Genomic DNA, 24,525 nt, shown 5'->3' on the forward strand with positions numbered 1-24,525 from the left:
GACGCGTCGCTCAATAGCGCCCGCACAGCAGGTACTCCATCAGCGCCTTCTGCACGTGCAGCCGGTTCTCGGCCTCGTCCCAGACCACGCTCTTCGGGCCGTCGATCACGGCGGCCTCGACTTCCTCGCCGCGGTGCGCCGGCAGGCAGTGCATGAACAGCGCGTCGGGATTGGCGCGGTCCATCATCGCGGTGGTCACCATCCAGTCCTGGAAGGCGCGCTTGCGGACCTCGTTCTCGGCCTCGAAGCCCATGCTGGTCCAGACGTCGGTGGTCACCAGATCGGCGCCCTGGCACGCGGCCAGCGGGTTGTCGAAGACCTTGACCAGGCTCGCGGCGCTGGCGGGCACCATCGCCGGATCGAGCTGGTATCCCGGCGGCGCCGAGAAATGGAAGGTGAAGCCCAGCCGTTCGGCGGCCTGGATCCAGGTATAGGCCATGTTGTTGGCATCGCCGATCCACGCCACCACCTTGCCGCGGATGCTGCCGCGATGCTCGATATAGGTGAAGACGTCGGCCAGCACCTGGCACGGATGGTATTCGTTGGTCAGCCCGTTGATCACCGGCACGCGCGAATGGGCGGCGAAACGGTCGATGATCTCCTGGCCGAAGGTGCGGATCATGATGATGTCCACCATGCGGGAGATCACCTGCGCGGCGTCCTCGATCGGCTCGCCGCGGCCCAGCTGCGAGTCGCGCGTGTTCAGGAACACCGCGTGGCCGCCCAGCTGGTGGATGCCGGCCTCGAACGACAGTCGCGTGCGGGTCGAGTTCTTCTCGAAGATCATCGCCAGCGTACGGTCGTGCAGCGGATGCCAGGTCTCGTAGTTCTTGAACTTGGTCTTCAGAATCCGGGCGCGGTCGAGCAGGTACTCGTACTCCTTCGCATCGAGGTCGCTGAATTGGAGATAGTGCTTGATCGGCGTTGGGCTCATAAAACAAAGAAGGCGGCTCGATGGGGACACGCGAGGCCATGAACGGTCATGGAACCACGCTGTCGCGGAGCCGCCTTTCGCGTCGCTTGCGCAATGTGAGTTCAGGAATCATAAGGGATTATTCCTGCTTTGGCGAGCCTGGGCGGGCGCACGGCCGGGCCGCCGGGGAGCCCTCCCGGCTTATGCGGCAGTCTTATATAAGATATAATACTCGCTGATTCACGCGGGGCCCGGCATACCCTTGCCGCCGCCCGCCGCCGGCATCAAAAGTGCCCCCGCCACGACCGACGCCCCGCCTTCCGGCCAGATTCGCGCGAACCCATCGCCGCTCGCCGCGTCAAACGGGCGCCCGTTGCGGGTTTCCCGTCGAGTCACCAGCCTCACCGCAGTCCATGAATTCCACCGTTCGCCAGTACTTCATCCAGGGCATCACCAAGGAAGGCAAGACCTTCCGTCCGAGCGATTGGGCTGAACGGCTGTGCGGCGTGATGGCGCAATTCCGCCCGCCCGGTGATACCGGCGATCCCCGCCTGACCTACTCCCCTTACGTGCGCCCGGTGATGTCCGGCGGCGTCAAATGCGTGGTGGTCGATGCGCGGCTGCGCGAGATCGAGCCCAAGGCGCTGGACTTCGTGCTGAACTTCGCGCGCGACAACCACCTGCAGCTGGTCGAGGCCTGCTCGCTGGATTGAGTGCATCGACGAATAAGCGCGGGAGCGCGCCGAGGGCGAAGGGCAAGGACGAAGCGCAATGCCGCAAATCGGAAGCGCAACGCCGAAGCGCAATGCCGAAGCGCCAAGCGGAATGCAAAAAGCCCGTCATCGGACGGGCTTTTTTACTGCGTCGACCGCGCGCCAGGCGCGGCCGGTGAACGCGGCAATCAGGCGGCCATGGCCTTGATCGCAGCCGACAGACGCGACTTGTGGCGCGCTGCCTTGTTCTTGTGAACGATCTTCTTGTCGGCGATGCTGTCGATCACGGCTTGCGAGTTCTTGAAGATCTCGGCAGCAGCGGCCTTGTCGCCGGCGTCGATCGCCTTGCGGACTGCCTTGACGGCCGTGCGCAGACGCGAGCGCAGGCTGGAGTTGTGCGCGTTCTGGGCGACGGCTTGACGCGCGCGCTTGCGAGCTTGTGCGGAATTTGCCATTTCGTAAATATCCTGAATTCAGATGCGTGCGTGGATTGCACAAGAGCGACCCGGGATGCACTGACACACGAATCCGGAACGCAACTATCTTCTCGAATCGGCGATTATACACACAAGATCGAAGCCGCCGCAAGGAAGATCCCACCCCTCGGCGAAGGCGGCGGGCCGCGCACACCAATCCGTATAATTGGCGCCACAATTGGCAGGCCCAGGCTCGCCCGGTGTGGTGGCATTGCAACTTTCGGCGCTCCGCGGCCGTCTGACTGCGATCCGCCGCCCCGGCGACGCGTCCCGGCGGCGCCACAACCGTTTCCTCTCCTCCCCGACCTTGAACCTGCTCAAATCGCTCGCCACCATCAGCGGCCTGACGATGCTGTCGCGCATCACCGGCCTGATCCGCGAGATCCTGATCGCCCGCGCGTTCGGCGCCTCCGACATGACCGACGCGTTCAATGTCGCCTTCCGCATCCCGAACATGCTGCGCCGGATCTTCGGCGAGGGCGCCTTCCAGCAGGCCTTCGTGCCGATCCTCGGCGAATACCACGGCAAGCGCGGCGACGAGCCGACCCGGCTGCTGGTCGATGCGGTCGCCACCGTGATGGCGTGGGCGCTGGCCGCGGTGTCGCTGGTCGGCGTGCTGGCCGCCCCGGTGATCATGACGATCGTCGCGACCGGCTTTCGCGGCGACAACCAGACCTACGACGCGGCCGTCTTCATGACCCGCGTGATGTTCCCCTACATCGGCCTGATCTCGATGGTCGCGCTGGCCTCGGGCGTGCTGAACACCTGGCGCAACTTCGCGGTGCCCGCCTTCACGCCGGTGCTGCTGAACCTGTCGCTGATCGGCGCCGCGCTGTTCGTCGCGCCCCATCTGCAGCAGCCGATCTACGCGCAGGCCTGGGGCGTGCTGGTCGGCGGCCTGCTGCAGCTGGCGATCCAGGTGCCCGCGCTCAAGCGCATCGGCATGCTGCCGCGCATCGGCGTGAACCTGCGCGCCGCCTGGCGCGACCCCGGCGTGCGCCGCATCCTGCGGCAGATGGGCCCGGCGCTGCTGGGCGTGTCCGTGGCGCAGATCAGCCTGATCATCAATACCAATATCGCCTCGCGCCTGGCCACCGGCAGCGTGTCCTTCCTGACCTATGCCGACCGCCTGATGGAGTTTCCGACCGCGCTGCTCGGCGTGGCGATCGGCACGATCCTGCTGCCGAGCCTGTCGAAGGCCAGCGCGCGCGAGGACAGCGTCGAATATTCCGCGCTGCTCGACTGGGGCCTGCGGCTGACCTTCCTGCTGGCGATCCCGAGCGCGATCGGCCTCTATGTCTTTGGCCGGCCGCTGACCGCGGTGCTGTTCCACTACGGCAAGTTCGACGCCCATGCGGTCGAGATGACCAGGCTCGCGGTGATGGCCTACGGCGTCGGCCTGGTCGGCCAGATCCTGGTCAAGATCCTCGCGCCCGGCTTCTACGCGCGGCAGGACATCCGCACGCCGGTCAAGATCGCGATCGCGATGCTGGTGATGACGCAGCTCGCCAACCTCGCCTTCGTGCCCTGGCTCGGGCACGCGGGGCTGGCGCTGTCGATCAGCGTCAGCGCGACGCTCAATGCCGTGCTGCTGTTCATCGGCCTGCGCCGCGTCGGCGTCTACCGGCCCGCGCCGGGCTGGTGGCTGTTCCTCGCACAGCTGTCGGCCGCGGCGACGCTGCTGGCGGGCGTGCTGCTGTGGTTCGCGCGCACCTTCGACTGGGTCGCCCTGGGTACCACCCCGCTGCTGCGGATCGCGCTGATGGCCTCGTGCCTGGTGCTTGCGGCGGTCGTCTACTTCGGTACACTGTGGCTCACGGGCCTGCGCTATGCTGCCTTCAAGCGCAAAGCAGCCTGAAGACATGGCGCCGGCCGCAACCAGGAACCGCTATGACCTCGACCAAAGTCCTGGACTATTTTGCCGCGCTGGTGGCGGACGACAGCGGTATCCCGCTGACCGAAACGGCCCTGTCGATCGCACAGGATGCCTACCCTGACCTGGATCTGCAGGCCGAACTGGCCGCCATCGACGTATTGGCCCTGCGGCTGAAACGGCGGATCGCCGACGGCACCCCGGCCATCCAGCGCCTGCGCCTGCTGAACCATTTCTTCTATCGCGACCTGGGCTTCGGGCCCAACGCGAACGACTACTACGACCCCGACAACTCGTATCTGAACGTGGTGCTGCGGCAGCGGCGCGGCATTCCGATTTCGCTGGCGGTGCTCTACATGGAGCTCGGCCAGCAGATCGGCCTGCCGCTCAAGGGTGTTTCCTTCCCCAACCACTTCCTGCTGCGGATGTCGATTCCGGCGGGCGAGGTCGTGCTCGATCCGCTGACCGGCGAGACGCTGTCCAAGGAACAGCTGCAGGACATGCTGGACCCGTACCTGGAGCGCGAGGGCATCGCCGATCCGAACGCGGTGCCGCTCGGCCTGTTCCTGCAGACCGCCAGCCATCGCGAGATCATCGCGCGGATGCTGCGCAATCTGAAGGCGATCTATCTGCAGGAGTCGCGCTGGCAGCGGCTGCTGGCGGTGCAGAACCGGCTGGTGATCCTGCTGCCCGATTCCATCGAGGAAGTGCGCGACCGGGGCCTGGCCTACGCGAATCTGGAATGCTTCCGGCCCGCGCTGGAAGACCTCGAGGCCTATGTCAGCGCCCGGCCCGATGCGGCCGATTCGACCCAGATCCGCGACCGCATGCCGGCGCTGCGGATGATGAGCCGGTCGCTGAACTGAGCGGGCGAACGCAACCGGGCAAGGAAGAAGGGAGAGACAGAGAAAGAGACAGGCCGGCATCGCGAAGATGCCGGCCTCGCAGCAAGCCGCGTCCTACGACACGTCTTACGACACGCGGCGGCGCTTGTCGCCGCGCCGCAGCAGGCGCCACAGGCCGCCCAGGATCAGCGGCACGATCGCCGCGCTGATGCCGGCCAGCACGATCAGGTTCAGGTACTGCTTGATGAATGGCAGGTTGCCGAAGAAATAGCCGGCGAACACCAGGCCGAACACCCAGATGACCGCGCCGAGCACATTGAAGAACTGGAAGCGCGCGAACGTCATCTGCGACACCCCCGCGACGAAGGGCGCAAACGTACGCACGATCGGCACGAAGCGCGCGATCACCAGCGTCTTGCCGCCGTGGCGCTCGTAGAAGTCGTGCGTCTTGCGCAGCGCCTGCTGGTCGAGGAAGCGCCATTGATGGTCGAACACCTTCGGGCCGATCCAGCTGCCGATCCAGTAGTTGACGGTATTGCCGCCGATCGCGGCGGCGAGCAGCAGCCCGATCAGCACCCACTCGTTCATCGCCCCGGTGGCGCAGAACGCGCCGGCGATAAAGAGCAGCGAATCCCCGGGCAGGAAGGGCACCACGACCAGGCCGGTCTCGGCAAAGACGATCGCGAACAGAATGGCATAGACCCAGGCGCCATATTGCTGAATCACGGTGCCGAGATACTTGTCGACGTGCAGCAGCATGTCGATGAACTGCAATACGATTTCCAAGACGTTCCCCATCTTTGTCCAGCCCGACATCATACAAGACGAACGTGGCCGCACCGGTGGCGTAAACCCCCCATCTGCGGCAGGGGTGCGAGCTTCCGCACGCAATGGGGCACATCGCTCCCGCGCCATCCCGCCCCGTCCCCGACGCGTCGCCGCCGCGTTCCGCTCCCATGCCGCAACGAGGCCGGCACGTATAATCGCTGCCATGTCCGCGCCACCCTCCTCTCCTGCCTCCGCCGCCGCATTTCCCGCATCGGGCACCACCCCGGGTGCCGACCCGCGTGCAGACCGCCCGCAGCGCCGCCTGGCCCCCTCACGCCCGATCCGCCCGCTGCCCGATCAGCTGGTCAGCCAGATCGCGGCCGGCGAGGTGGTCGAGCGCCCGGCCTCGGTGGTCAAGGAGTTGCTGGAGAACGCGCTCGACGCCGGCGCGACGCAGTTGTCGGTGCGGCTCGAGGAAGGCGGCGTACGCCGCATCGTGATCACCGACAACGGCTGCGGCATCCCGGCCGAGGAGCTCTCGGTCGCGCTGATGCGCCATGCCACCAGCAAGATCGCCTCGCTCGATGAGCTCGAATCGGTGCTGACGCTGGGCTTTCGGGGCGAGGCGCTGGCCTCGATCGCCTCGGTCTCGCAGCTGGTGCTGACCAGCCGCACGGCGAACTGCCCCCACGCCAGCCAGATCCATGCGGACACCGGCGCGCTGCAGCCCGCCTCGGGCGGGGTCGGCACCACCGTCGACGTGCAGCACCTGTATTTCAATACGCCGGCCCGCCGCAAATTCCTGAAGAGCGAACAGACCGAGCTCGGCCATTGCCTCGAGGTGATCCGGCGCATCGCACTGGCCCGGCCCGACGTCACGCTGTCGGTCCATCACAACGGCAAGCCGATGGAGCACTGGAATGCGGGCGATGTCGCCACGCGTACCGCGCAGGTGCTCGGCAGCGAATTCGCCCGGGCGCGGCTGCCGCTGGAAGAACAGGCCGGCGAGCTCGCGCTGTACGGCTTCGCCGGATTGCCGACCGCCTCGCGCGGCCGTCCCGACCAGCAGTTCTTCTTCGTCAATGGCCGCTTCGTCCGCGACAAGCTGCTGACGCACGCGGTGCGCAGCGCCTATCAGGACGTGCTGCACGGCGACCGTTTCCCTTCGTACGTGCTGTGCCTGGACCTGCCGCCCGAGCTGGTCGACGTCAACGTGCACCCGTCCAAGATCGAGGTGCGCTTCCGCGAATCGCGCGCGGTCCATCAGTTCGTCTACCACGCGGTGCAGCGCTGCCTGGCGCGCCAGGCGGGCGAAAACGGCGACAGCCTGCATACCGGCGACGACGGCATCGGTCATGGCGGCCAGGCCCCGGCGCTGCGCGTCGCCGCCACCAGCCCCGCGCAGCCGGGCGGTCGCCCCTGGGTCGATTACACCGCGGCCGCGCGCCAGACCGAGCTCGGTATCGCGCAGCCGCGGCAGGCGTATCTGGGCATGGTCCGCGATGCGCTGTCGCCGGCCGGCCAGCGCTTCACGCCATCGAGCCAGCCGCCCGCCTGGCTGGCCGATGCGCGCGCCGCCCGTGCGGACGAACCGCCGTCGCTGCTCGACCGTGCCCCGATGCAGGGCGCAGGCGCCGGCGACGGCGAGCAGGACGACGCCGGCGACCATCCGCTCGGCTATGCGATTGCCCAGCTGCACGGCATCTACGTGCTGGCGCAGAACGCGCGCGGCCTGGTGCTGGTCGACATGCACGCCGCGCACGAGCGCATCCTGTACGAGCAGATCAAGACCGCGCTCGACGCGCGCCAGATGACGGTGCAGCCGCTGCTGATTCCGGTCACGCTGCCGGCCAGCCCGGTCGAGATCGGCGCCGCCGAGGAACACCAGGACACGCTGGCGCTGCTGGGCTTCGACATCGCGCCGGTCTCGCCGACCACGCTGGCGGTGCGCGCGATTCCGGCGCTGCTGAAGCAGGCCGACGCCGAGGCGCTGGCGCGCGACGTGCTGCGCGACCTGCATGCCTATGGCGGTTCGCGCGTGCTGGCCGAGCGCCAGAACGAACTGCTGGCGACGCTGGCCTGCCACAGCGCCGTGCGCGCCAACCGCAAGCTGACCGTCGAGGAAATGAACGCGCTGCTGCGCCAGATGGAACAGACGGAGCGCGCCGACCAGTGCAACCATGGCCGGCCGACCTGGGTCCAGCTGACCGTGGCCGAGCTGGACCGACTGTTCCTGCGCGGCCAGTAAGGCCGCGCGCTGTCGTTGTCCGCCTCGTCGTTGTCCGCTTATTCCATGGCCTCCGCCTCGCCCGCTCCCATCGTCTGCCTGCTCGGCCCCACCGCCTCGGGCAAGACCGCGGCCGCCCTGGCACTGGCCGCGCGCGCGCCGATCGAGATCATCAGCATGGATTCGGCGCTGGTCTATCGCGAGATGGACATCGGCACCGCCAAGCCCTCTGCCGCCGAACTGGCCGCGGTGCCGCACCATCTGATCGACATCATCGATCCGGCCGACAGCTATTCGGCCGCGCAATTCGTCGCCGATACCAATGCGCTGATCGACGCGATCCGCGCGCGCGGCCGCGAGCCGCTGATCGTCGGCGGCACCATGCTCTATTACAAGGCGCTGACCCAGGGCCTGAACGATCTGCCGCAGGCCGATCCGCAGGTGCGCGCCGAGCTCGACAAGCTGGCCGAGCAGCGCGGCTGGCCGGCGCTGCATGCGATGCTGGCCGAAGTCGATCCGGTCACGGCGGCGCGGCTGGCGCCCAACGACGCACAGCGCATCCAGCGCGCGCTGGAGATCCACCGGCTGACCGGCCGTCCAATGTCGGCGCTGCTGGCACGCCAGGCCGATGCGCGCACCTTCGACGGCGCGGCCGGCGCGCGCTTTCGCGCGATCGCGCTGGAGCCATCGGACCGCGCGGTGCTGCACGCGCGCATCGAGGCCCGCTTCGACGCGATGCTCGCCAGCGGGCTGCTGGACGAGGTCGAACGCCTGCGGGCACGCGGCGACCTGCATCCGGGACTGCCATCGATCCGCTGCGTCGGCTACCGGCAGGTCTGGGAATATCTGGACGGCCTCTGCGACTTCGCCACGATGCGCGAGCGCGGCATCGCGGCGACGCGCCAGCTGTGCAAGCGGCAGCTGACGTGGCTGCGCTCGACGCCCGAGCGGCTGGTGGTCGATTGCCTGGCGCCGGACTATGTCGACCAGGTCGCGCGGCTGGCGCAACTGGGCCCGTAGCCGACGGCACGGCGAGCGCGCGATAATCGCGGCTTCGTCCCGTCCGGGCTACTACATTCAAATTCCGCCGCCATGACCGCCACCGCCTTCACGCTGCGCCCCGCCACCGCCGACGACTGCGACACGCTGCTGCGCCTGATCGCCGAGCTCGCCGAGTACGAGAAGCTGACCCATCTGGTCGAGGCCACCCCCGAGAAACTGCGCCGGACGCTGTTCGGCGCGCGCCCGCTGGCCGAGGCCGTGCTGGCCGAGGTGCCCACGCCCGAAGGCCCGCGCGCGATCGGCTTCGCGCTGTTCTTCCATAACTACTCGACGTTCCTGGCCAAGCCCGGCCTCTATCTCGAGGACCTGTATGTCGAGCCGGCCTGGCGCGGCCACGGCATCGGCAAGGCCCTGCTGATCCATCTGGCGGGACTGGCGGTCGAGCGCGGCTGCGGCCGTTTCGAATGGACCGTGCTGGACTGGAACACGCCGTCGATCGACTTCTATCGCGCGATGGGCGCCAGCGTGCTGCCGGACTGGCGCATCTGCCGGGTTACCGGCGAGGCGTTGACGGCGATGGCGGGGAAGTCAGCCTGACGGCGCGGGCATGAACAAGCGGGCTTGAACAAACGGGCTTGAAGAAGCGGGCCTGGACAAGCCGGCCTGCCTCGACACGGGCAGCGACGCGCCCAAACGAAAACAGGCGGATGCCAAAGCATCCGCCTGTTTTTTTGTCCCAACGCCGGGAGGATCAGACCACCGTGGTCAGACCACCACGGTCGGCGCCTGCCCCTCCTCGCGCTCGCGGATCTCGCCGATCTGCCACACCGCCTCGCCGGCGGCCTGCAGATGCCGGATCGCGCGTTCGGCGTCTTCCTTGGCCACGATCACCACCATGCCGACGCCGCAGTTGAACACGCGGTGCATCTCGTCGTCGGCGACGCGGCCCTGGGCCTGCAGCCACTGGAACAGCGGCGGCAGCGTCCAGGCATCGCGCTGCAGCACCGCGGTGACTTCCTTGGGCAGCACGCGCGGCACGTTCTCGGTCAGGCCGCCACCGGTGATGTGGGCCATGCCCTTGACCGGGAGCGTCTCGATCAGCGACAGCAGCGGCTTCACGTAGATGCGCGTCGGCGCCATGATGGCGTCCTGCAGGCGCTGGCCGTGGAAATCGGCCTCCAGGTCCGGCTTGGCGACCTCGATGATCTTGCGCACCAGCGAATAGCCGTTCGAATGCGCGCCCGACGAGGCCAGGCCCAGCACCACATCGCCCGGCACGATGGTGGTGCCGTCGATGATGCGGCTCTTCTCGACCGCGCCGACCGCGAAGCCGGCCAGATCGTATTCGCCGTCCGGGTACATGCTCGGCATTTCCGCGGTCTCGCCGCCGATCAGCGCGCAGCCGGCCAGTTCGCAGCCATGGGCGATGCCCTGGATCACGGTGGCGGCGGTATCGACGTCCAGCTTGCCGCAGGCGAAATAGTCGAGGAAGAACAGCGGCTCGGCGCCCTGCACCAGGATGTCGTTGACGCTCATCGCGACCAGATCCTGGCCCACGGTGTCGTGGCGGTTCAGCTGGAAGGCCAGCTTCAGCTTGGTGCCGACGCCGTCCGTGCCGGACACCAGCACCGGCTCCTTGAACTTGCGCGACAACTCGAACAGCGCGCCGAAGCCCCCGATGCCGGCCATCACGCCCTCGCGCATGGTGCGCTTGGCGAAGGGCTTGATACGGTCGACGAGCGCGTCGCCCGCATCGATGTCAACGCCGGCATCGCGGTACGAAAGGCCTGCCTGGCCGGAAGTGGGGGCTGCGCTCATGGAATTCTGCGGGTCCTGGATGGTGGAAATGACGACACTCGGGCGAGTCGGATCACGCGTCGGACCACGCACAAGTGAGGAATGCGGCCCTCGCGGCGCCGGTTGGCGGGTCGCGAGTCCAGTAGAATCGCGATTTTAACGGATACCGGGTGTCGGCTTCCAGTTGCATCGGCTTGTGCCGTGCAAACCCGCCGCCGCCGGGCGACGACCCGCGCTTGCCGCGCGTCCTCGGCTTTCCTTTTGCTGGTCTCTTTCAGCTGGTCTCTTTTTACCGGTCTTTCCCCCACTGTCCCGATGAACGCCCCCCTGCTGTCCCACGAGGCCAAGCGCATTCTGCTCTGGGTCGCGCTCGGCGTCGCGCTGTTCGCCACGCTGCTGGCGCTGGCGCCGGTGCTGTCGCCCTTCCTGTTCGCGTTCATCTTCGCCTACATCCTGAACCCCGGCGTCGATTGGCTGCAGCGGCACAAGGTGCCACGGGTGATTGCCGTCTCGCTGATGATCCTGCTGCTGATCGTCGTCGTGGTGTTGCTGGTGCTGCTGGTCATCGCCGTGCTCCAGCGCGAGATTCCGCAGTTGCGCGAGCAGCTGCCCGAACTGCTGAAGAAACTCAATTCGGTGGTGGCCCCGCGCTTGTCCGAACTCGGCGTGCGCGTGCGCTTCGACTTCCCGGGGCTGCGCCGCATGATGTCGGAGCGCTTCGCCGCCAGCCCGGAGGACCTGCTGGCGGTGCTGCTGACCTATGTGCGCGTCTCCGGCACCGCGCTGATCACCTATGGCGGGCTGGCGCTGCTGGTGCCGATCGTCATGTTCTATCTGCTGATGGACTGGCACATGGTGATGCGCCGCATCGAGGGCCTGGTGCCGCGCCGCTGGGTGCCCAAGGTGCGCGAGCTGACCGCCGAGACCGACGCGCTGCTGTCGCAGTATCTGCGCGGGCAGATCGTGGTGATGCTGATCCTGGCCGCCTTGTATTCGATCGGCCTGACCATCGCCGGCTTCGAGATCGCGATCCCGATCGGCGTGTTCACCGGCCTGGCGGTCTTCATCCCCTATATCGGCTTCGGCTTCGGCCTGGCGCTGGCGATCGTCGCGGCGCTGCTGCAGTTCGGCAATCTGTACGGGCTGGGCGCGGTCGCCCTCGTCTACGGCATCGGCCAGTTCGTCGAGAGCTTCTATCTGACGCCGCGCCTGGTGGGCGACCGGATCGGGCTGCATCCGCTGGTGGTGATTTTCGCGCTGCTGGCCTTCGGGCAGCTGTTCGGCTTCTTCGGCGTGCTGCTGGCGCTGCCGACCTGCGCGGTCCTGCTGGTCGGCGCCCGCCAGTTGCGGCGGCTGTATGTGACAAGCGACCTCTACCGGAAGTAATCGATACGCCATGTCTCCGCGCCCCAAGCAACTGTCGCTCGAACTGGGCAGCCCGCCGCCGTCGACCTTCGAGAACTTCTTCGTGTCGGCCAACCGCGAGCCGGTGCAGCGGCTGCGCGAACTGCCGGGCGCGGTGGCGCAGGAGCGCGCCGCCGACCGGCTGATCTATCTGTGGGGCGAGACCGGCTCGGGCCGCACCCATCTGCTGCACGCGCTGTGCGACGCCGGCCCCCATGCCGGCCTGCGCTGCCGCTATCTGAGCCCGCACCACGCGCTGGCCGATTTCATCTTCGATCCGAGCTGCCAGCTGTACACGGTCGACGACGTCGACCTGCTCGACGAGGCCCGCCAGATCGCGGTGTTTTCCCTGTATAACGAGGTCCGTGCGCACGTGCGCACCGCGCTCGTGGTGGCCGGCAGCCTGGCCCCGGTCACCATGCCGGTGCGCGAGGACCTGCGCACCCGGCTCGGCTGGGGCCTGGTCTACCAGCTCGCGCCGCTGTCGGACGACGACAAGATGGCCGCGCTGGTGCAGGCCGCGCGCGAACGCGGGCTGCAGCTGTCCCCCGAAATCCCGCACTGGCTGGTGACGCGCCACTATCGCGACATGCCCAGCCTGATGGCGCTGCTGGACGCGCTCGATACCTATTCGCTCGAACGCAAGCGGGCGGTGACGCTGCCGCTGCTGCGCGAAATGTTCGCCGAGTTGCGTGAATAGCGCGCGGGCCGGCCGGAAGCCCTACACACCGGCCCACACGCCGGCCCGCGCAGCGGCCCCAAACACCGGCTCGCACGCGGCCCGCCCCCTGGCACGCTCCCTGCAATCGGCCGCCAAGCCGGCCGTCATCCCCTTAAGGTAAAATCGCCGCCCATGAATCTGGCATTGTTCGACCTCGACCACACCCTGATCCCGACCGACAGCGACCACGAATGGGGCCGCTTTCTGGTCCGTCTTGGCGTGGTCGACGAGGAAACCTATCGTCGCAAGAACGACGAGTTCTACGGCCACTACAAGGCCGGCACCCTCGATATCCAGGCCTTCCTGAAGTTCGCGCTGGCCCCGCTGGCGGCCCATCCGCGCGAGCGCCTGAACGCCTGGCGCCAGCAGTTCATGCACGAAGTGATCGAGCCGGCCATCACGCCGCAGGCGCGCGCGCTGGTCTACAAGCATCTGGACGCCGGCGACCTGTGCGCCATCGTCACGGCGACCAACAGCTTCGTCACCGCGCCGATCGCCGCCGCCTTCGGCATCAAGCACCTGATCGCCACCGAACCCGCCACCGCCGACGGCCTGGCCGAGAGCGCCTACACCGGCGAGGTGTTCGGCATCCCGAGCTTCCGCGAAGGCAAGATCGCCCGCGTCGAGGCCTGGCTGAAGGAACAGGGCGCGCGCTGGCAGGACTTCGCCACCACCACTTTCTACAGCGATTCGATGAACGACCTGCCGCTCTTGGCCAAGGTCACCGAGCCGATCGCCACCAACCCGGACGAGCGCCTCCGCCATCATGCCGCCGCGGCCGGCTGGCGCATCATGGACCTGTTCTGACGTGATCAAGAAGCTTATCAACCGGCTGCTGGGCAAGCCCGGGCCCAAGCAGCGACGCCTCGGCCGCGCCCACACACCGCGCATCATCAGCGCCGACGAGCACCAGATCGATCCCACGCTGCTGTCGCGCAACGCGGTCAAGGTCACCAGCACGCTGCAGCAGGCCGGCTACCAGGCCTTCATCGTCGGCGGCGCGGTGCGCGACCTGCTGCTCGGCATCAAGCCCAAGGACTTCGACGTGGCGACCAACGCCACGCCCGACCAGGTGCAGGCGCTGTTCCGCCGCTCGCGCATCATCGGCCGGCGCTTCCAGATCGTGCACGTGACCTTCTACGGCGGGCGCGAGCAGGAAATCATCGAGGTGTCGACCTTTCGCGCGCTGGTCGACGCGGTGGCCAGCGAAACGCTGCCCGAAGGCCGCCGGCTCAAGCGCGCCGAACTGGACAACAAGACCCACGCGATCGACGCCTCCGGCCGGGTGCTGCGCGACAACGTCTGGGGCTCGCAGGCGGAGGACGCCGAACGGCGCGATTTCACCATCAATGCGATGTACTACGACCCGGCCGAGCAGACCGTGCACGACTACCACCACGGCATGGAAGACATGCGGGCGCGCACGCTGCGGATGATCGGCGATCCGGTCACCCGCTATCGCGAGGACCCGGTGCGGATGCTGCGCGTGGTGCGGTTCGCCGCCAAGACCGGCTTCGACATCGACGAGGCCACGCGCCAGCCGATCGCCGACCTGGCCTCGCTGATCCACAACGTGCCGAGCGCGCGCCTGTTCGACGAAATGCTCAAGCTGCTGATGTCGGGCCACGCCTGGGCCTCGCTGCAGGAGCTGCGCAAGGCCGGCCTGCACAAGGGCCTGCTGCCGCTGCTCGACGTCGCGATCGAACAGCCGCTGGGCCAGCGCTTCGTGCAGCTGGCGCTGGACAACACCGACCGCCGCGTGCAGGCCGGCAAGCCGGTTTCGCCGGGCTTCCTGTTCGCCGCGCTGCTGTGGCACCACGTGCTGCAGCGCTGGAAGTCGCTGCGCGAAGGCGGCGAGCATCCGATCGCGGCGCTCAATGCGGCGATGGACGACGTGCTCGAGCGGCAGACCGGCCAGCTGGCGATCCAGCGCCGCTTCGTCACCGACATGCGCGACATCTGGGGCATGCAGCCGCGCTTCGAGAAGCGCGTCGGCCGCATGCCGTTCCGCCTGCTGGAATCGCCGCGCTTCCGCGCCGGCTTCGACTTCCTGCAGCTGCGCTGCGAGGCCGGTGAGATGCCGGCCGAACTGGCGACCTGGTGGCTGGACTTCCAGAACGCCGACTCCGAAGGCCGCGAGAATCTGATCGAAGCGGCACGCGCCTCCGGCACCGCCGGCAGCGAGGGTCCGGCGCGCAAGAAGCGCCGTCGGCGGCCGGCGCGGAAATCGGATAAAGTTTCCCCCCGGGATGAGACGGACGCGGCAGCCGACCAGCAAGGCGGCGCGCGCGGCCAGCCGGAGGAAACCGAATGACACTGGCCTTCATCGGCATCGGCGCCAATCTGGGCGACGCAAGACAAGCCGTCAAGGATGCCATCGTCTGCCTGGCGCAGCAGGTCGGCATCCGGATCGTGGCGCGATCCTCGCTGTATCGCAGCGCGCCGGTCGATGCCGGCGGCGACGATTACTACAACGCGGTGGTCAAGCTGGAGACCAGCTTCACGGCCGCCCAGCTGCTGGTCATCTGCCACCATATCGAAGACCAGTTCGGCCGTGAGCGGCCCTTTCGCAATGCACCGCGCACGCTGGACCTGGACCTGCTGGTGTTCGGCGACGAAATGCATGACGGCGCGCAACTGACCGTGCCGCATCCGCGCGTCGCGGCGCGCGCGTTCACGCTGGTGCCGCTGCTCGAGCTCGAACCCGAGCTGGTGATTCCGGGCCTGGGCCGCGCGGCCGACCATCTGCCCGCGGTCGCGGGCCAGCGCATCGACAAAGTTTCCTTCTGCCAATGTACGCGCCAAGCAGAATCTCCCCGTTCTTCCTGACTGCCGGCCTGCTGACGCTGTCCAATGTGTTCATGACCTTCGCGTGGTACGGCCACCTGAAGGATCTGGGCAGCCGCCCCTGGTATATCGCGGCGATCGTCAGCTGGGGCATCGCGCTGTTCGAGTACCTGCTGCAGGTGCCGGCCAACCGGATCGGTTTCCAGCATGGCATCTCGCTGGCGCAACTGAAGATCCTGCAGGAAGCGATCACGCTGACGGTGTTCGTGCCGTTCTCGCTGCTGTACATGCAGCAAAGCTTCAAGTGGGACTACGTGTGGGCGGCGCTGTGCATGGTCGGTGCCGTCTATTTCATCTTCCGCAGCTGACGGCCCCGCCCGTTCCGGGCGCCGGCCAGCGGACCTCCGAGGCACAACGATGAGCTATCTCCTGGAACCCTCCCGCAAGTCCATCACGATCCCCAAGCTGCAGGCGATGCGCGCCGCCGGCGAAAAGATCGTGATGCTGACCGCGTACGACTCGAGCTTTGCCGCGCTGCTCGACCACTGCGGCGTCGAGGTGATCCTGATCGGCGATTCGCTGGGCAACGTGATGCAGGGCCAGCAGACCACGCTGCCCGTCACGCTGGAACAGATGGCGTACCACACCGAATGCGTGGCGCGCGGCAACCAGACCGCGCTGGTCGTCACCGACCTGCCCTTCGGCACCTACGGCACGCCCGAGCAGGCCTTCGCCAGCGCCGTGACGCTGATGCGCGCCGGCGCGCAGATGGTCAAGCTCGAAGGCGGCGAGTGGCTGGCGCCGACCGTCCGCTTCCTGGTCGAGCGCAGCATTCCGGTGTGCGCGCATATCGGGCTGACGCCGCAGTCGGTGCATGCCTTCGGCGGCTTCAAGGTGCAGGGCAAGACCGACGCGAGCGCGGCCCAGCTGCGCCGCGACGCCGAGGCGCTGCAAAGCGCCGGCGCCCAGCTGATCGTGATGGAAGCGGTGCCGGCCGCGCTGGCCGCCACCGTGACCAGCCAGCTGGAGATTCCGACCATCGGCATCGGCGCCGGCGTGGATTGCTCGGGCCAGGTGCTGGTGCTGCAAGACATGCTGAACATCTATCCCGGCCGCAAGGCGAAGTTCGTGCGCAACTTCATGGAAGGCCAGACCTCGATCGAGGCCGCGATCCGCGCCTATGTCGCCGCGGTCAAGGACGGCAGCTTCCCCGCGCCCGAACACACCTTCTCGGCCTGACGCCGCCCGATGGAGATCGGCGCCGCCACCGCGACCGCCTTCGCGCTGCTCGCCGGCGGCGATCCCGCGCTGTGGGAGATCGTCTGGACCTCGCTGAAGGTCGCCTTCGCCGGGCTGGCCATCGCCACCGCCCCGGCGATCGGCGCCGCCTACCTGATCGCCACCCATGACTTCCCCGGCCGGCGGCTGGTGGTGGTGCTGGCGCAGGCCTTCCTGTCGTTTCCGACCGTGCTGGTCGGCCTGATCCTCTATCTGCTGCTGACGCGCCAAGGGCCGCTGGGCAGCCTCGGGCTGCTGTTCACGCCCACCGGCATGGTGATCGGCCAGGCCGTGATCGGCTTTCCGGTGGTGCTGGCGTTCGCGCTGTCGACGCTGCAGGGCGCCGATGCGCGGCTGCGCGAGACCGCCTGGGTGCTGGGCGCCGGCGCCTGGCGCACCTTCTTCACCGTACTGCGCGAGCTGCGCTTCGGCCTGATGGCGGCGGTGGTCGCCGGCTTCGGCCGCGTGATCGCGGAAGTGGGCTCGGCGCTGATGATCGGTGGCAATATCGAAGGCTCGACCCGTACCATCACCACCGCGATCGCCCTGGAGACCAGCAAGGGCGAATTCGCCCAGGGCATCGCGCTTGGCATCGTGCTGGTGGCCCTGGCCCTGCTGGTCAACGTGCTGCTGGCGTGGTTGCAGGGCGCCGGAGGATTTCGCCGATGAATGCACCGGAGCCGGATCGGAACCGCCCCGCCGGGGACGCGCTGGCGCCGCCGCTGCTGGTGGTGCGCGGGCTGCGCCGCCGCATCGGCGCCCGTGCGTTGTTCGATATCGACGCGCTGGCCTTTCCGCGCGCTACCGCGGTGGTGCTGACCGGCGTCAACGGCGCCGGCAAGACCACGCTGCTGCGCATGATCGCCGGCCTTGAACGCGCGCCCGGCGCCACCGTCGACTGGACCGGCGCCGACGGCCGGCCGTGCAGCGCCTCGCTCGATCCCCTGCCGCTCGCGCTGCGCCAGCGCATCGCCTACATGCATCAGCATCCCTACCTGTTCCGCACCTCGGTGCGCGAGAACATCGCCTACGGGCTGCATGCGCGCGGACTGCCGGCCGACGAGGTCGCGCGCCGCGTCGGCGCCGCGCTGGGCTGGGCCGGGATCACGCATGTCCAGGACACCGCGCCCGACCGCCTGTCCGGCGGCGAAATCCAGCGCGTGGCGCTGGCCCGCGCCAAGGTGCTCGAGCCGGACCTGCTGCTGCTCGACGAGCCGACCTCCAACCTGGACGGCCACGCGCGCGAACAGGTGATCGCGCTGGTGCGCGAGCTTGCCGCCGAAGGGCGGACCGTGGTGATGATCTGCCACGACCGCGACCTGATCAATCTGCCCGGCGTGGTGCGCTGGAAGCTGACCGACGGGCGGCTCGACACCCATCACCGTTAGGGCTTTTCTGCGGGCAAGCGCAGCATGGCGGGCAGCACGCCGCGCAGCGCGTTGGCGATCGCCAGTTCGTCGGCGCGCAGCAGCATCTCGCGCGTGATCGGGCTCTCGACCACCGTTCCGCCGAGATAGCCAACGCCATCGCGCAGCACCTCGTTACGCATCACGCCCGGCAGGATGTCCGCCGACAGCGGCGGCGTCAGCCAGCGGCCGTCGACGCGCACGAAGACCGAGCTGCGTCCCCCTTCCAGCAGTTCGCCACGCGTGTTGAAGAACAGGCTGTCGAAGGCGCCGATGCGCTCGGCTTCGCGCCAACCGGCGTCGAAGGTGTCGCGCGCGCTGGTCTTGTGCCGGCGCAAGGGATCGGCGACAGGCAAGGCGACGTCGGCGACGATCAGGCCCACCGGTCCTTGCGGCAACGGGGCCAGCGCACCGGAGGTGCATCGCAGCGTTCCGGCCTTGTCCAGCGTGAGCCGTAGCCGCGCGGGACCTTGTGCGAGGGCTGCCGCCTCCCGCGCGATCGCCTCGCGCACCGCTTGCTGATCGAAACGAAAACCGAAACACGCCGCTGACGCACGCAGCCGGGCCAGATGCGCATCTAGCCGCAGGCAGCGGCCCTGCTCCACCCGCATCGTCTCGATCAACGTGAAGCCCGGATCGTGCCCCGTCAGGAAGCGCGCCTTCCAGCCGCATTCGGCGTACTCGTCGGCGGCAACGCTGTCGTGCACGATGCCGCTGCCGACACCCATTTCGCCTGCCCTCAGGCCGTCGTCGCGGCGCGGACCGAGCACCAGCGTGCGGATCGCCACGGACAAGGTCGCCTGTCCCAGCGTTTCGCCCGGTTCGGGCGCATCGACCCAGCCGATCGCGCCGGTATAGAGGCCGCGCGGGGCGCGCTCCAGCTCGGCGATGATCTCCATGGTCCGGCGCTTCGGCGCACCGGTGATCGAGCCGCACGGAAACAGCGCGGCCAGCAGGCCGGCCAGCGTGGTCCCGGCGCGAGCGGTGGCCGTCACCGTCGAAGTCATTTGCAGGACCTGGCCGAACGGCTGCACGGCGAAGCGTTCGGGCACCTGCACCGTACCCGGCTGCGCGACCCTGCCGAGATCGTTGCGCAGCAGGTCGACGATCATCACGTTCTCGGCCCGGTTCTTGTCGTCCGCCGCCAGCGCGGCCGCGGCTTCGGCATCGCGCTTCGCATCGCCGCTGCGCAAGGCGGTGCCCTTCATCGGCCGGGTCACCAGCTTGCCGCCGCCGTCATGACGGAAGAACAGCTCGGGCGATAGCGACAGCACCCAGTGATCGCCGGGCAGCCTGGCCAGCGCGCCATACGGCACCGGCTGCGCGCGGCGCAAGTCCCGATAGAAAGCGATCGGATCGCCAAAGGATGCGAAGCGCAGGCGCTGCGTGAAATTGACCTGATAGGTATCGCCAGCCTCGATCCATTCGTGGATGCGGGCGATGGCCGCGTGGAAGCTGCGTTCGTCGGTATCCGAGCGGACCTGCATCGCGCCGGCGAGCGCGGTGGTGTCGCAATGTTCATCGAGCCAGCGCCCGATCTTCGCCGCATCGCACACCGTCTTGGACGCGAACCACAGGACGCGCATCCCGCCATCGGCAAACGGATTGGCGGCACTGGGCTGCGCCAGCGTCGGCACCCGAACCAGGGGCGCGCCGAATTCGTAAGGGGCGAACAGGCAGGCATGCCAACCTTCCCTCCACCCGTCTTTCAGGCTCGGCTCCAAATGCTCCAGTGCACCCGCCGGCACGACGTCCATGCGCATGAAGCCGGTATAGAGCCGGCACGTCGCCCCCTCGCCCGTGGCCTCGTCGAGCAGGACGAACGGCGCGCCAGGGTCGATCCGAGGCAGGAAGGACGAAGCGGAATGGCCTGAGCTAGGGGACAACGCGGACATCGGGCAGCAGGGTTAGGGAACGCCTTGGGCGCGGCTTCGGGCCGGCAGACAAAAGAGAGGCCACATTATCGCCCGCGATGAACCCGCCTTCGCAATTCGCTCGCGGGACAACCACCGCTCAACGTCGCCGTCCGCGCGCCTTCCCACAAGCGCACAGTCTTTGTCGTTGCCAGCAAAAACAACTCTCCGCCGTTTTTTATAGCGAGGTCTGCCCAATGCGCGGATCGTTGCCGCCATGCCGTCCGCAGTGATGGCGAAAAAAGAAAACGGGACCGTCGCCCCGTGCATGACGCACGGGACTGAAACCGCTACGGGGGAGAGATGGGAGCCAGGACATCTACCATCAAGTGTGCGCGCCTCGAGGACTTGGCCACCGTCCCAAGGTCAGAGAAGGAACCGCTGCTCCGGGTTCGTGAAGGCGACATCGGCTATGTGAATGTACAAGTCGAGGGCCACGAATACCTGGTCACCAGAACCGGCCAGTTCGGCGTTCAGGTCTGCCGACTCGATATCGAAGATCTCCCGCTCGCCAGGCGATTCTTCCAGGCCATCAAGGAGTTCTTTACTCACCGAGTTGCCGATTTTTTTCAACTCCGCGGTGTAGGCAGCCGGTCCTATCGGATCGGCAAGGCAGTCGAAAGCTGGACGGGATTTGCGGATGGGCAGGAGAAGGCGGAGGGGCCGCCGAGCGTACTGGCGCCAACAGTCAGTATCCAGACGCCCGGTAAAAAGACGACGGAAGGCCACTCCAACTACGCCGTCGTGCATTTGGCAAACCATGGTACGCGGCCGGCGGGCAAGATCAAGATTTCGACAGCGTGCAAGCCTCTGAGCGAACGCGATTACGCGTGGCGAAATGGCTTGCTCTGTCGGCTCTTTGGGCCAGCAACGAAATTGCAGGCTGGAGCAGCGCCAGAATTGGATGACGAGGCTTGCCGAACGGAACTCACGGCAGCCTTCGACCTCGCCGGCGAAGACGCACAGCAGGCGTTTGCGCGGCTATATGAAACGATGCTCGCCATGGTTGGCGTCCAGGGGGCCGCGGTTGCCAATGCTGGCAGTGCGCACGTGCCGCTCGTTACACGCGCAAAGCTGCTGTTGCTTGGATGCGCAATCTCGACCCACGTCTGTGCCGAACAAACGCCACGGAAACGGTCACCGCAGGAAGCAGCCGAGGTGCTCGGCATGCTAGGCTCTTCGTGGCATCAGTTGAGCGACCACAGTGAGGCAGCGATTCAATGCTGGCAGGCCGCTCGTCGGCTATCTCGTTGCGAGCTTGGCCTTCAGATGCTCCTGGAGCTGATCGGCCGGCCCACGGATTTGCCGGAGCCGGTCGTGGAGCAGTGGCAAGCGGCATTGCGGATCTATCTTCAAGCGTGCGATTACTTGAGCTCCCGTAGTGATGCGGCCCGCCACGAGGACGCGCGCCGTGGATCGGCAAACGCCGACGGCAACATCGCAAGCGAACTTGATGCCCTGCGGGCCTGGACCGGACATCCCATCGGCGCCGCCGAATATGCCGCGGCCATGCTGGCCGATGCAAACCATCGACGGGAGAACCGGCTGGCGTATCGCGCGTTGATCGGTGCCGTCAAGCTGATGCAGATTCGCGCGTTGGCCGATCCTGCATGGATGAAGGCCCAGCGCCGAGCGATGGAGGGCGCAGGTTCGGTGCCATCCTTGGCGGCACCGTTGTCGAAAGACGAAGTCGTGGCGCTCGCCTTGTGGCGTAACGGCTTCCGCGACGACCTGGATGATGGCCTGCTCGCACAATTTCAGCACCTGCTCAACAAGCTGGTATTGGAGTGGCTGCCGCGCAGGCGCGTCGATCTGCTGACGGGTGTCGAGAACGAGCTGATGCCCGACGATTCACCCGTTGCCTTGGCGTTGGGTGATCCGATGACGCAGGCAGTCACCCGAAGAACCGTGACGCAGCAGAGCCAGGACTACCACACGGCAATGGGCCGGATGACACGGTTGCTGGTGTTGCATTTCAAGATGGCCGCGGGGATTCCGTTGCTTCAGCATGAGGCATTGTTGCGGGATGTTTTGGGATTCTGGGATGAAGTACGGAAACTTGGTTTATCGGTAGAAGCCGCTGCGCAGTTGGAGCTGGAACTCGAGCACGTTTTGGCTCGGCTCGACAGTGTCGCGCGCGTCATGGAAATTAATAAGGGCGTTCAGGCTTACTCCACGGACAATCTTCGAAAGCTGCGTCACGACCTTCACATCCAAGCCGACACCAAAACATGTCTGGCAGACCTTCGTCAGCATCTGAAAGCCATGCACGCACGTTTCGCGCAAGCCGACTTGGCTCTAGAGTCGCTGCACCCATTCGACGGGGTGGCGCAGGATATTGGGGCCGCGCAGCAAATAGCTTGCCTCGTTCGATATGGTCTTCTAACGCAATGGTTGTGTTCCACCGAATTCGGCATGCGTCTGCACGCGTATACCGTTACGGATGCATTCAAGAACGCCGTCATCAGCGACCTGATCGATGTTCCAGCCAATCGTCCGCATCGACTAGAAATTGAAGCGGAATTGAGCGGCATTACACGAATCGATCTAGACGTGATTGACGAATGGGCGGCGGAGGCCGGCGTGCTGAGTGCAACGTCACCGGAAGCGATCCCGGCAAGGACGGGAGTGTCTACGGAAGTGCCTGAGATATCTCGCCGCTTCCAGGAATACCGGCAGGTCGTCGCGATGCTGCGAGCCGGCCGCGACAAGGCCGATGCCGGGGTGGTACTTCCCGAAACGCCGCGCACCAGGGAAGACTTCCGACAGATCGCTAGCCATCGAATCAACACCAATCTCGGCAACGGCGCCAAGGGCAGCGTTTCGAGGACTGGGGGTGCAGGGGCGAGCGTCAGCATCGGTGCCGGCGCCTCCGCCATCCTCGCCGGCCCCGCCCCCACGATAAGCGTCTCGTTCTCGCAGGCGAGTACCACCACCCGTACGGGAAGCTTCGGCATTTTGAGTAGTTCCGTCGGTGGGCAAACGATGACCGTCAGCGAGACCACGGGAGATACCGGCCAGGTCGGGGCCGGCATCAGCGTCTCCACGACGACCGCCCTGGACGTCGGTGTGGACGCAAGCTACGTCGATCGAGACGGTACCGAGATCGGCATCGCCATACGTTCCCCGGCCACCCCCGGCTCAAGAGACTGGGTAAAGACTAGCCAGGACGCCGTCAACGTCGTATTCGGCAAGAAATTGGCGAACAAGATTGAGAAAGACCTGGCTGCTGCGCCGTATCCATCGAAAGGTGACCGCGCGCTTCGAGAGCTGTGCTACCAGTGCTTTCAGCCCCTGTTGAAGGGGGCACTCGCCCTGAATGTCTTTGACAACAAGACCTCATCAGAATCCGTCAATGCTGGCATTTCTGCCGGCGTTGGATTCAAGGTAAAAGAAGGGCTTCTTCAGGGCTCTCTCAATGCACGCCTGGGCAAGGAGACCGATCTGCTGACTCGCCAGACGCGGGTCGACCGGACCGGATCCACGCGGGTGGCGGTTCACGGCATTGGGGCCGGCTCCCGCTGCAGTGCGGCAGTGCGCGTGCTCGCTACCGTGCTGCCAAGTGAACTCACAAGCCATCTCAAGAGCGCCCTGTCATCAGGCGAGCTGGTGGGTACAACAGTAACTTTCAGGGAACGAGGCGCTCAACATTTTATTCGGCGAGAAACAAGGGATGGCCTCACCCAGCCTTCTTTCGCGTGGGACATCGTTTTTCGCAATGTCGATGACTTGATCGCACACTCGAACATTCCGGAAGTGCAAGAACAATGGGGTGCGTACAACGAATCGCTGACCCCTGACGCGATGAAACTGAAGCTCGACAAGTGCATGCAGTACCTGCGATTGCACACTCGGGACTCCAGGCAGACCTTCATGGTCCGGCGATATCTGGTGGACGACAAGCTCACCGAGCTCAACGCATGGACGGCATTGGCAGAAGGACTGAGCGGCGACATCTTTCCGTTTGGCGACCTGTGTGATCGCTACGCGGTGACGCAGCGCTGCTTGAGTTTGCTGACCAAGAACGAGCACTACAAGCTTGGCGGATTCGGCGCCTACACGGGCGACTTTCGCGAAGAAGAGATCGGCCTCCACGGTGGCTTGATGCTCACGGAGACCAGAACGGTATCCGTGTCGACGGAGCTGCTGTGGTTCAACGCTCGAATCTCTCCACGCGCACCGAAGTCTTTGGAGGAGACAGACGCATCGGGATCTGAAGGAACCAACCCCACGTTGCTTGTGCAGCCGCGAGAAAAGCCAGCCCGTGCGTCATATTTCCCCGAGTTGCGTAACCCGTCCCATTCCGAGGTCCAGGCGCAAGTCGGCTCCCCAATCCCATCCCAGGAATTAGACCATGCTCCACTCCTCCACTAGCCGCTCGTCACCTTTGAACACGTTAAAC

General features: G+C 66.7%; 21 protein-coding genes. 16 read left to right on the plus strand and 5 right to left on the minus strand.

What is annotated here, in order from left to right; translation table 11 throughout:
- Positions 1-10: 10 nt before the first annotated feature.
- The gene (argF, locus tag F1599_RS13175) at positions 11-934 is read right to left on the minus strand and encodes an ornithine carbamoyltransferase (RefSeq protein WP_149316695.1); all 924 of its coding nucleotides are present in this window, start codon (positions 932-934) and stop codon (positions 11-13) included.
- A 392-nt stretch (positions 935-1,326) separates the two neighbouring features.
- Here argF and F1599_RS13180 point away from each other — a divergent pair, with 392 nt between their 5' ends.
- On the plus strand, positions 1,327-1,626 hold the full coding sequence (locus tag F1599_RS13180) for a DUF3579 domain-containing protein (protein WP_006579060.1): 300 nt from the start codon (positions 1,327-1,329) through the stop codon (positions 1,624-1,626).
- A 188-nt stretch (positions 1,627-1,814) separates the two neighbouring features.
- On the opposite strand, the gene rpsT is transcribed toward F1599_RS13180, so the two are convergent.
- On the minus strand, positions 1,815-2,081 hold the full coding sequence (rpsT, locus tag F1599_RS13185; RefSeq protein WP_006579059.1) for a 30S ribosomal protein S20: 267 nt from the start codon (positions 2,079-2,081) through the stop codon (positions 1,815-1,817).
- Positions 2,082-2,409: 328 nt separating this feature from the next.
- On the opposite strand from rpsT, the gene murJ reads away from it, so the two are divergent.
- Positions 2,410-3,960 carry a murein biosynthesis integral membrane protein MurJ gene (gene murJ / locus F1599_RS13190; RefSeq protein ID WP_149316694.1) on the plus strand — a complete coding sequence of 517 codons (1,551 nt, stop codon included), beginning with the start codon at positions 2,410-2,412 and terminating at the stop codon, positions 3,958-3,960.
- 32 nt (positions 3,961-3,992) lie between these two features.
- Positions 3,993-4,841, plus strand: a complete 849-nt coding sequence (locus tag F1599_RS13195; protein WP_023263957.1) for a SirB1 family protein — start codon at positions 3,993-3,995, stop codon at positions 4,839-4,841.
- A gap of 105 nt (positions 4,842-4,946) precedes the next feature.
- Here the strand turns inward: F1599_RS13195 and F1599_RS13200 are convergent, their stop codons facing one another.
- The gene (locus tag F1599_RS13200) at positions 4,947-5,594 is read right to left on the minus strand and encodes a VTT domain-containing protein (RefSeq protein WP_187829116.1); all 648 of its coding nucleotides are present in this window, start codon (positions 5,592-5,594) and stop codon (positions 4,947-4,949) included.
- A 217-nt stretch (positions 5,595-5,811) separates the two neighbouring features.
- Here F1599_RS13200 and mutL point away from each other — a divergent pair, with 217 nt between their 5' ends.
- The 3 genes from mutL (at position 5,812) to F1599_RS13215 (ending at position 9,414) form a co-directional block, all read left to right on the plus strand.
- Positions 5,812-7,836 carry a DNA mismatch repair endonuclease MutL gene (gene mutL, locus F1599_RS13205; protein ID WP_150083372.1) on the plus strand — a complete coding sequence of 675 codons (2,025 nt, stop codon included), beginning with the start codon at positions 5,812-5,814 and terminating at the stop codon, positions 7,834-7,836.
- 45 nt (positions 7,837-7,881) lie between these two features.
- Positions 7,882-8,835, plus strand: coding sequence for a tRNA (adenosine(37)-N6)-dimethylallyltransferase MiaA (gene miaA / locus F1599_RS13210; RefSeq protein WP_150083373.1), 954 nt, complete (start codon positions 7,882-7,884; stop codon positions 8,833-8,835).
- Positions 8,836-8,907: 72 nt separating this feature from the next.
- Positions 8,908-9,414 carry a GNAT family N-acetyltransferase gene (locus tag F1599_RS13215; RefSeq protein WP_149316690.1) on the plus strand — a complete coding sequence of 169 codons (507 nt, stop codon included), beginning with the start codon at positions 8,908-8,910 and terminating at the stop codon, positions 9,412-9,414.
- Between the two features lie 168 nt (positions 9,415-9,582).
- Here F1599_RS13215 and purM read toward each other — a convergent pair whose 3' ends face one another.
- Positions 9,583-10,635 (minus strand): phosphoribosylformylglycinamidine cyclo-ligase, encoded by a 1,053-nt coding sequence (gene purM, locus F1599_RS13220; RefSeq protein ID WP_150083374.1) that lies wholly within the window; start codon positions 10,633-10,635, stop codon positions 9,583-9,585.
- Between the two features lie 294 nt (positions 10,636-10,929).
- Here purM and F1599_RS13225 point away from each other — a divergent pair, with 294 nt between their 5' ends.
- The 9 genes from F1599_RS13225 to F1599_RS13265 all read left to right on the plus strand — a co-directional run bounded on the left by F1599_RS13225 (position 10,930) and on the right by F1599_RS13265 (position 18,192).
- A complete protein-coding gene (locus tag F1599_RS13225; protein WP_149316688.1) occupies positions 10,930-12,000 on the plus strand; it encodes an AI-2E family transporter in 1,071 nt (356 codons plus the stop codon).
- Positions 12,001-12,010: 10 nt separating this feature from the next.
- On the plus strand, positions 12,011-12,718 hold the full coding sequence (gene hda / locus F1599_RS13230; protein ID WP_149316687.1) for a DnaA regulatory inactivator Hda: 708 nt from the start codon (positions 12,011-12,013) through the stop codon (positions 12,716-12,718).
- Between the two features lie 153 nt (positions 12,719-12,871).
- Positions 12,872-13,546 (plus strand): histidinol-phosphatase, encoded by a 675-nt coding sequence (locus F1599_RS13235; protein ID WP_006578919.1) that lies wholly within the window; start codon positions 12,872-12,874, stop codon positions 13,544-13,546.
- Position 13,547: 1 nt separating this feature from the next.
- Positions 13,548-15,053: a polynucleotide adenylyltransferase PcnB gene (gene pcnB / locus F1599_RS13240; protein ID WP_149316686.1), complete on the plus strand. Its 1,506-nt coding sequence runs from the start codon at positions 13,548-13,550 to the stop codon at positions 15,051-15,053.
- Complete coding sequence (folK, locus tag F1599_RS13245) at positions 15,050-15,568, plus strand: 2-amino-4-hydroxy-6-hydroxymethyldihydropteridine diphosphokinase (RefSeq protein ID WP_149316685.1); 519 nt, start codon at positions 15,050-15,052, stop codon at positions 15,566-15,568. The genes pcnB and folK overlap by 4 nt, the downstream gene beginning before the upstream one ends.
- A complete protein-coding gene (locus F1599_RS13250; RefSeq protein ID WP_150083375.1) occupies positions 15,532-15,894 on the plus strand; it encodes a DMT family protein in 363 nt (120 codons plus the stop codon). Before folK ends, F1599_RS13250 begins: the two co-directional genes overlap by 37 nt.
- A 49-nt stretch (positions 15,895-15,943) precedes the next feature.
- Positions 15,944-16,765 (plus strand): 3-methyl-2-oxobutanoate hydroxymethyltransferase, encoded by an 822-nt coding sequence (gene panB, locus F1599_RS13255; protein ID WP_149316683.1) that lies wholly within the window; start codon positions 15,944-15,946, stop codon positions 16,763-16,765.
- A gap of 9 nt (positions 16,766-16,774) precedes the next feature.
- Complete coding sequence (locus F1599_RS13260; protein WP_149316682.1) at positions 16,775-17,473, plus strand: ABC transporter permease; 699 nt, start codon at positions 16,775-16,777, stop codon at positions 17,471-17,473.
- The gene (locus F1599_RS13265; protein WP_149316681.1) at positions 17,470-18,192 is read left to right on the plus strand and encodes an ATP-binding cassette domain-containing protein; all 723 of its coding nucleotides are present in this window, start codon (positions 17,470-17,472) and stop codon (positions 18,190-18,192) included. Before F1599_RS13260 ends, F1599_RS13265 begins: the two co-directional genes overlap by 4 nt.
- On the opposite strand, the gene F1599_RS13270 is transcribed toward F1599_RS13265, so the two are convergent.
- Positions 18,189-20,105 (minus strand): chorismate-binding protein, encoded by a 1,917-nt coding sequence (locus F1599_RS13270; RefSeq protein WP_150083376.1) that lies wholly within the window; start codon positions 20,103-20,105, stop codon positions 18,189-18,191. The genes F1599_RS13265 and F1599_RS13270 overlap by 4 nt on opposite strands.
- Before the next feature lie 366 nt (positions 20,106-20,471).
- Here F1599_RS13270 and F1599_RS13275 point away from each other — a divergent pair, with 366 nt between their 5' ends.
- Complete coding sequence (locus F1599_RS13275) at positions 20,472-24,497, plus strand: hypothetical protein (protein WP_150083377.1); 4,026 nt, start codon at positions 20,472-20,474, stop codon at positions 24,495-24,497.
- Positions 24,498-24,525 lie beyond the last annotated feature (28 nt).

This window comes from Cupriavidus cauae, assembly GCF_008632125.1.
GTDB classification, from domain to species: domain Bacteria; phylum Pseudomonadota; class Gammaproteobacteria; order Burkholderiales; family Burkholderiaceae; genus Cupriavidus; species Cupriavidus cauae.

Bases quoted from the DNA above. Each gene is read 5' to 3' on its own strand.
- argF (WP_149316695.1), bottom strand. From the start codon at position 934: ATGAGCCCAACGCCGATCAAGCACTATCTCCAATTCAGCGACCTCGAT.
- F1599_RS13180 (WP_006579060.1), top strand. From the start codon at position 1,327: ATGAATTCCACCGTTCGCCAGTACTTCATCCAGGGCATCACCAAGGAA.
- rpsT (WP_006579059.1), bottom strand. From the start codon at position 2,081: ATGGCAAATTCCGCACAAGCTCGCAAGCGCGCGCGTCAAGCCGTCGCC.
- F1599_RS13195 (WP_023263957.1), top strand. From the start codon at position 3,993: ATGACCTCGACCAAAGTCCTGGACTATTTTGCCGCGCTGGTGGCGGAC.
- mutL (WP_150083372.1), top strand. From the start codon at position 5,812: ATGTCCGCGCCACCCTCCTCTCCTGCCTCCGCCGCCGCATTTCCCGCA.
- miaA (WP_150083373.1), top strand. From the start codon at position 7,882: ATGGCCTCCGCCTCGCCCGCTCCCATCGTCTGCCTGCTCGGCCCCACC.
- F1599_RS13215 (WP_149316690.1), top strand. From the start codon at position 8,908: ATGACCGCCACCGCCTTCACGCTGCGCCCCGCCACCGCCGACGACTGC.
- purM (WP_150083374.1), bottom strand. From the start codon at position 10,635: ATGAGCGCAGCCCCCACTTCCGGCCAGGCAGGCCTTTCGTACCGCGAT.
- F1599_RS13225 (WP_149316688.1), top strand. From the start codon at position 10,930: ATGAACGCCCCCCTGCTGTCCCACGAGGCCAAGCGCATTCTGCTCTGG.
- hda (WP_149316687.1), top strand. From the start codon at position 12,011: ATGTCTCCGCGCCCCAAGCAACTGTCGCTCGAACTGGGCAGCCCGCCG.
- F1599_RS13235 (WP_006578919.1), top strand. From the start codon at position 12,872: ATGAATCTGGCATTGTTCGACCTCGACCACACCCTGATCCCGACCGAC.
- folK (WP_149316685.1), top strand. From the start codon at position 15,050: ATGACACTGGCCTTCATCGGCATCGGCGCCAATCTGGGCGACGCAAGA.
- F1599_RS13250 (WP_150083375.1), top strand. From the start codon at position 15,532: ATGTACGCGCCAAGCAGAATCTCCCCGTTCTTCCTGACTGCCGGCCTG.
- panB (WP_149316683.1), top strand. From the start codon at position 15,944: ATGAGCTATCTCCTGGAACCCTCCCGCAAGTCCATCACGATCCCCAAG.
- F1599_RS13260 (WP_149316682.1), top strand. From the start codon at position 16,775: ATGGAGATCGGCGCCGCCACCGCGACCGCCTTCGCGCTGCTCGCCGGC.
- F1599_RS13265 (WP_149316681.1), top strand. From the start codon at position 17,470: ATGAATGCACCGGAGCCGGATCGGAACCGCCCCGCCGGGGACGCGCTG.
- F1599_RS13270 (WP_150083376.1), bottom strand. From the start codon at position 20,105: ATGTCCGCGTTGTCCCCTAGCTCAGGCCATTCCGCTTCGTCCTTCCTG.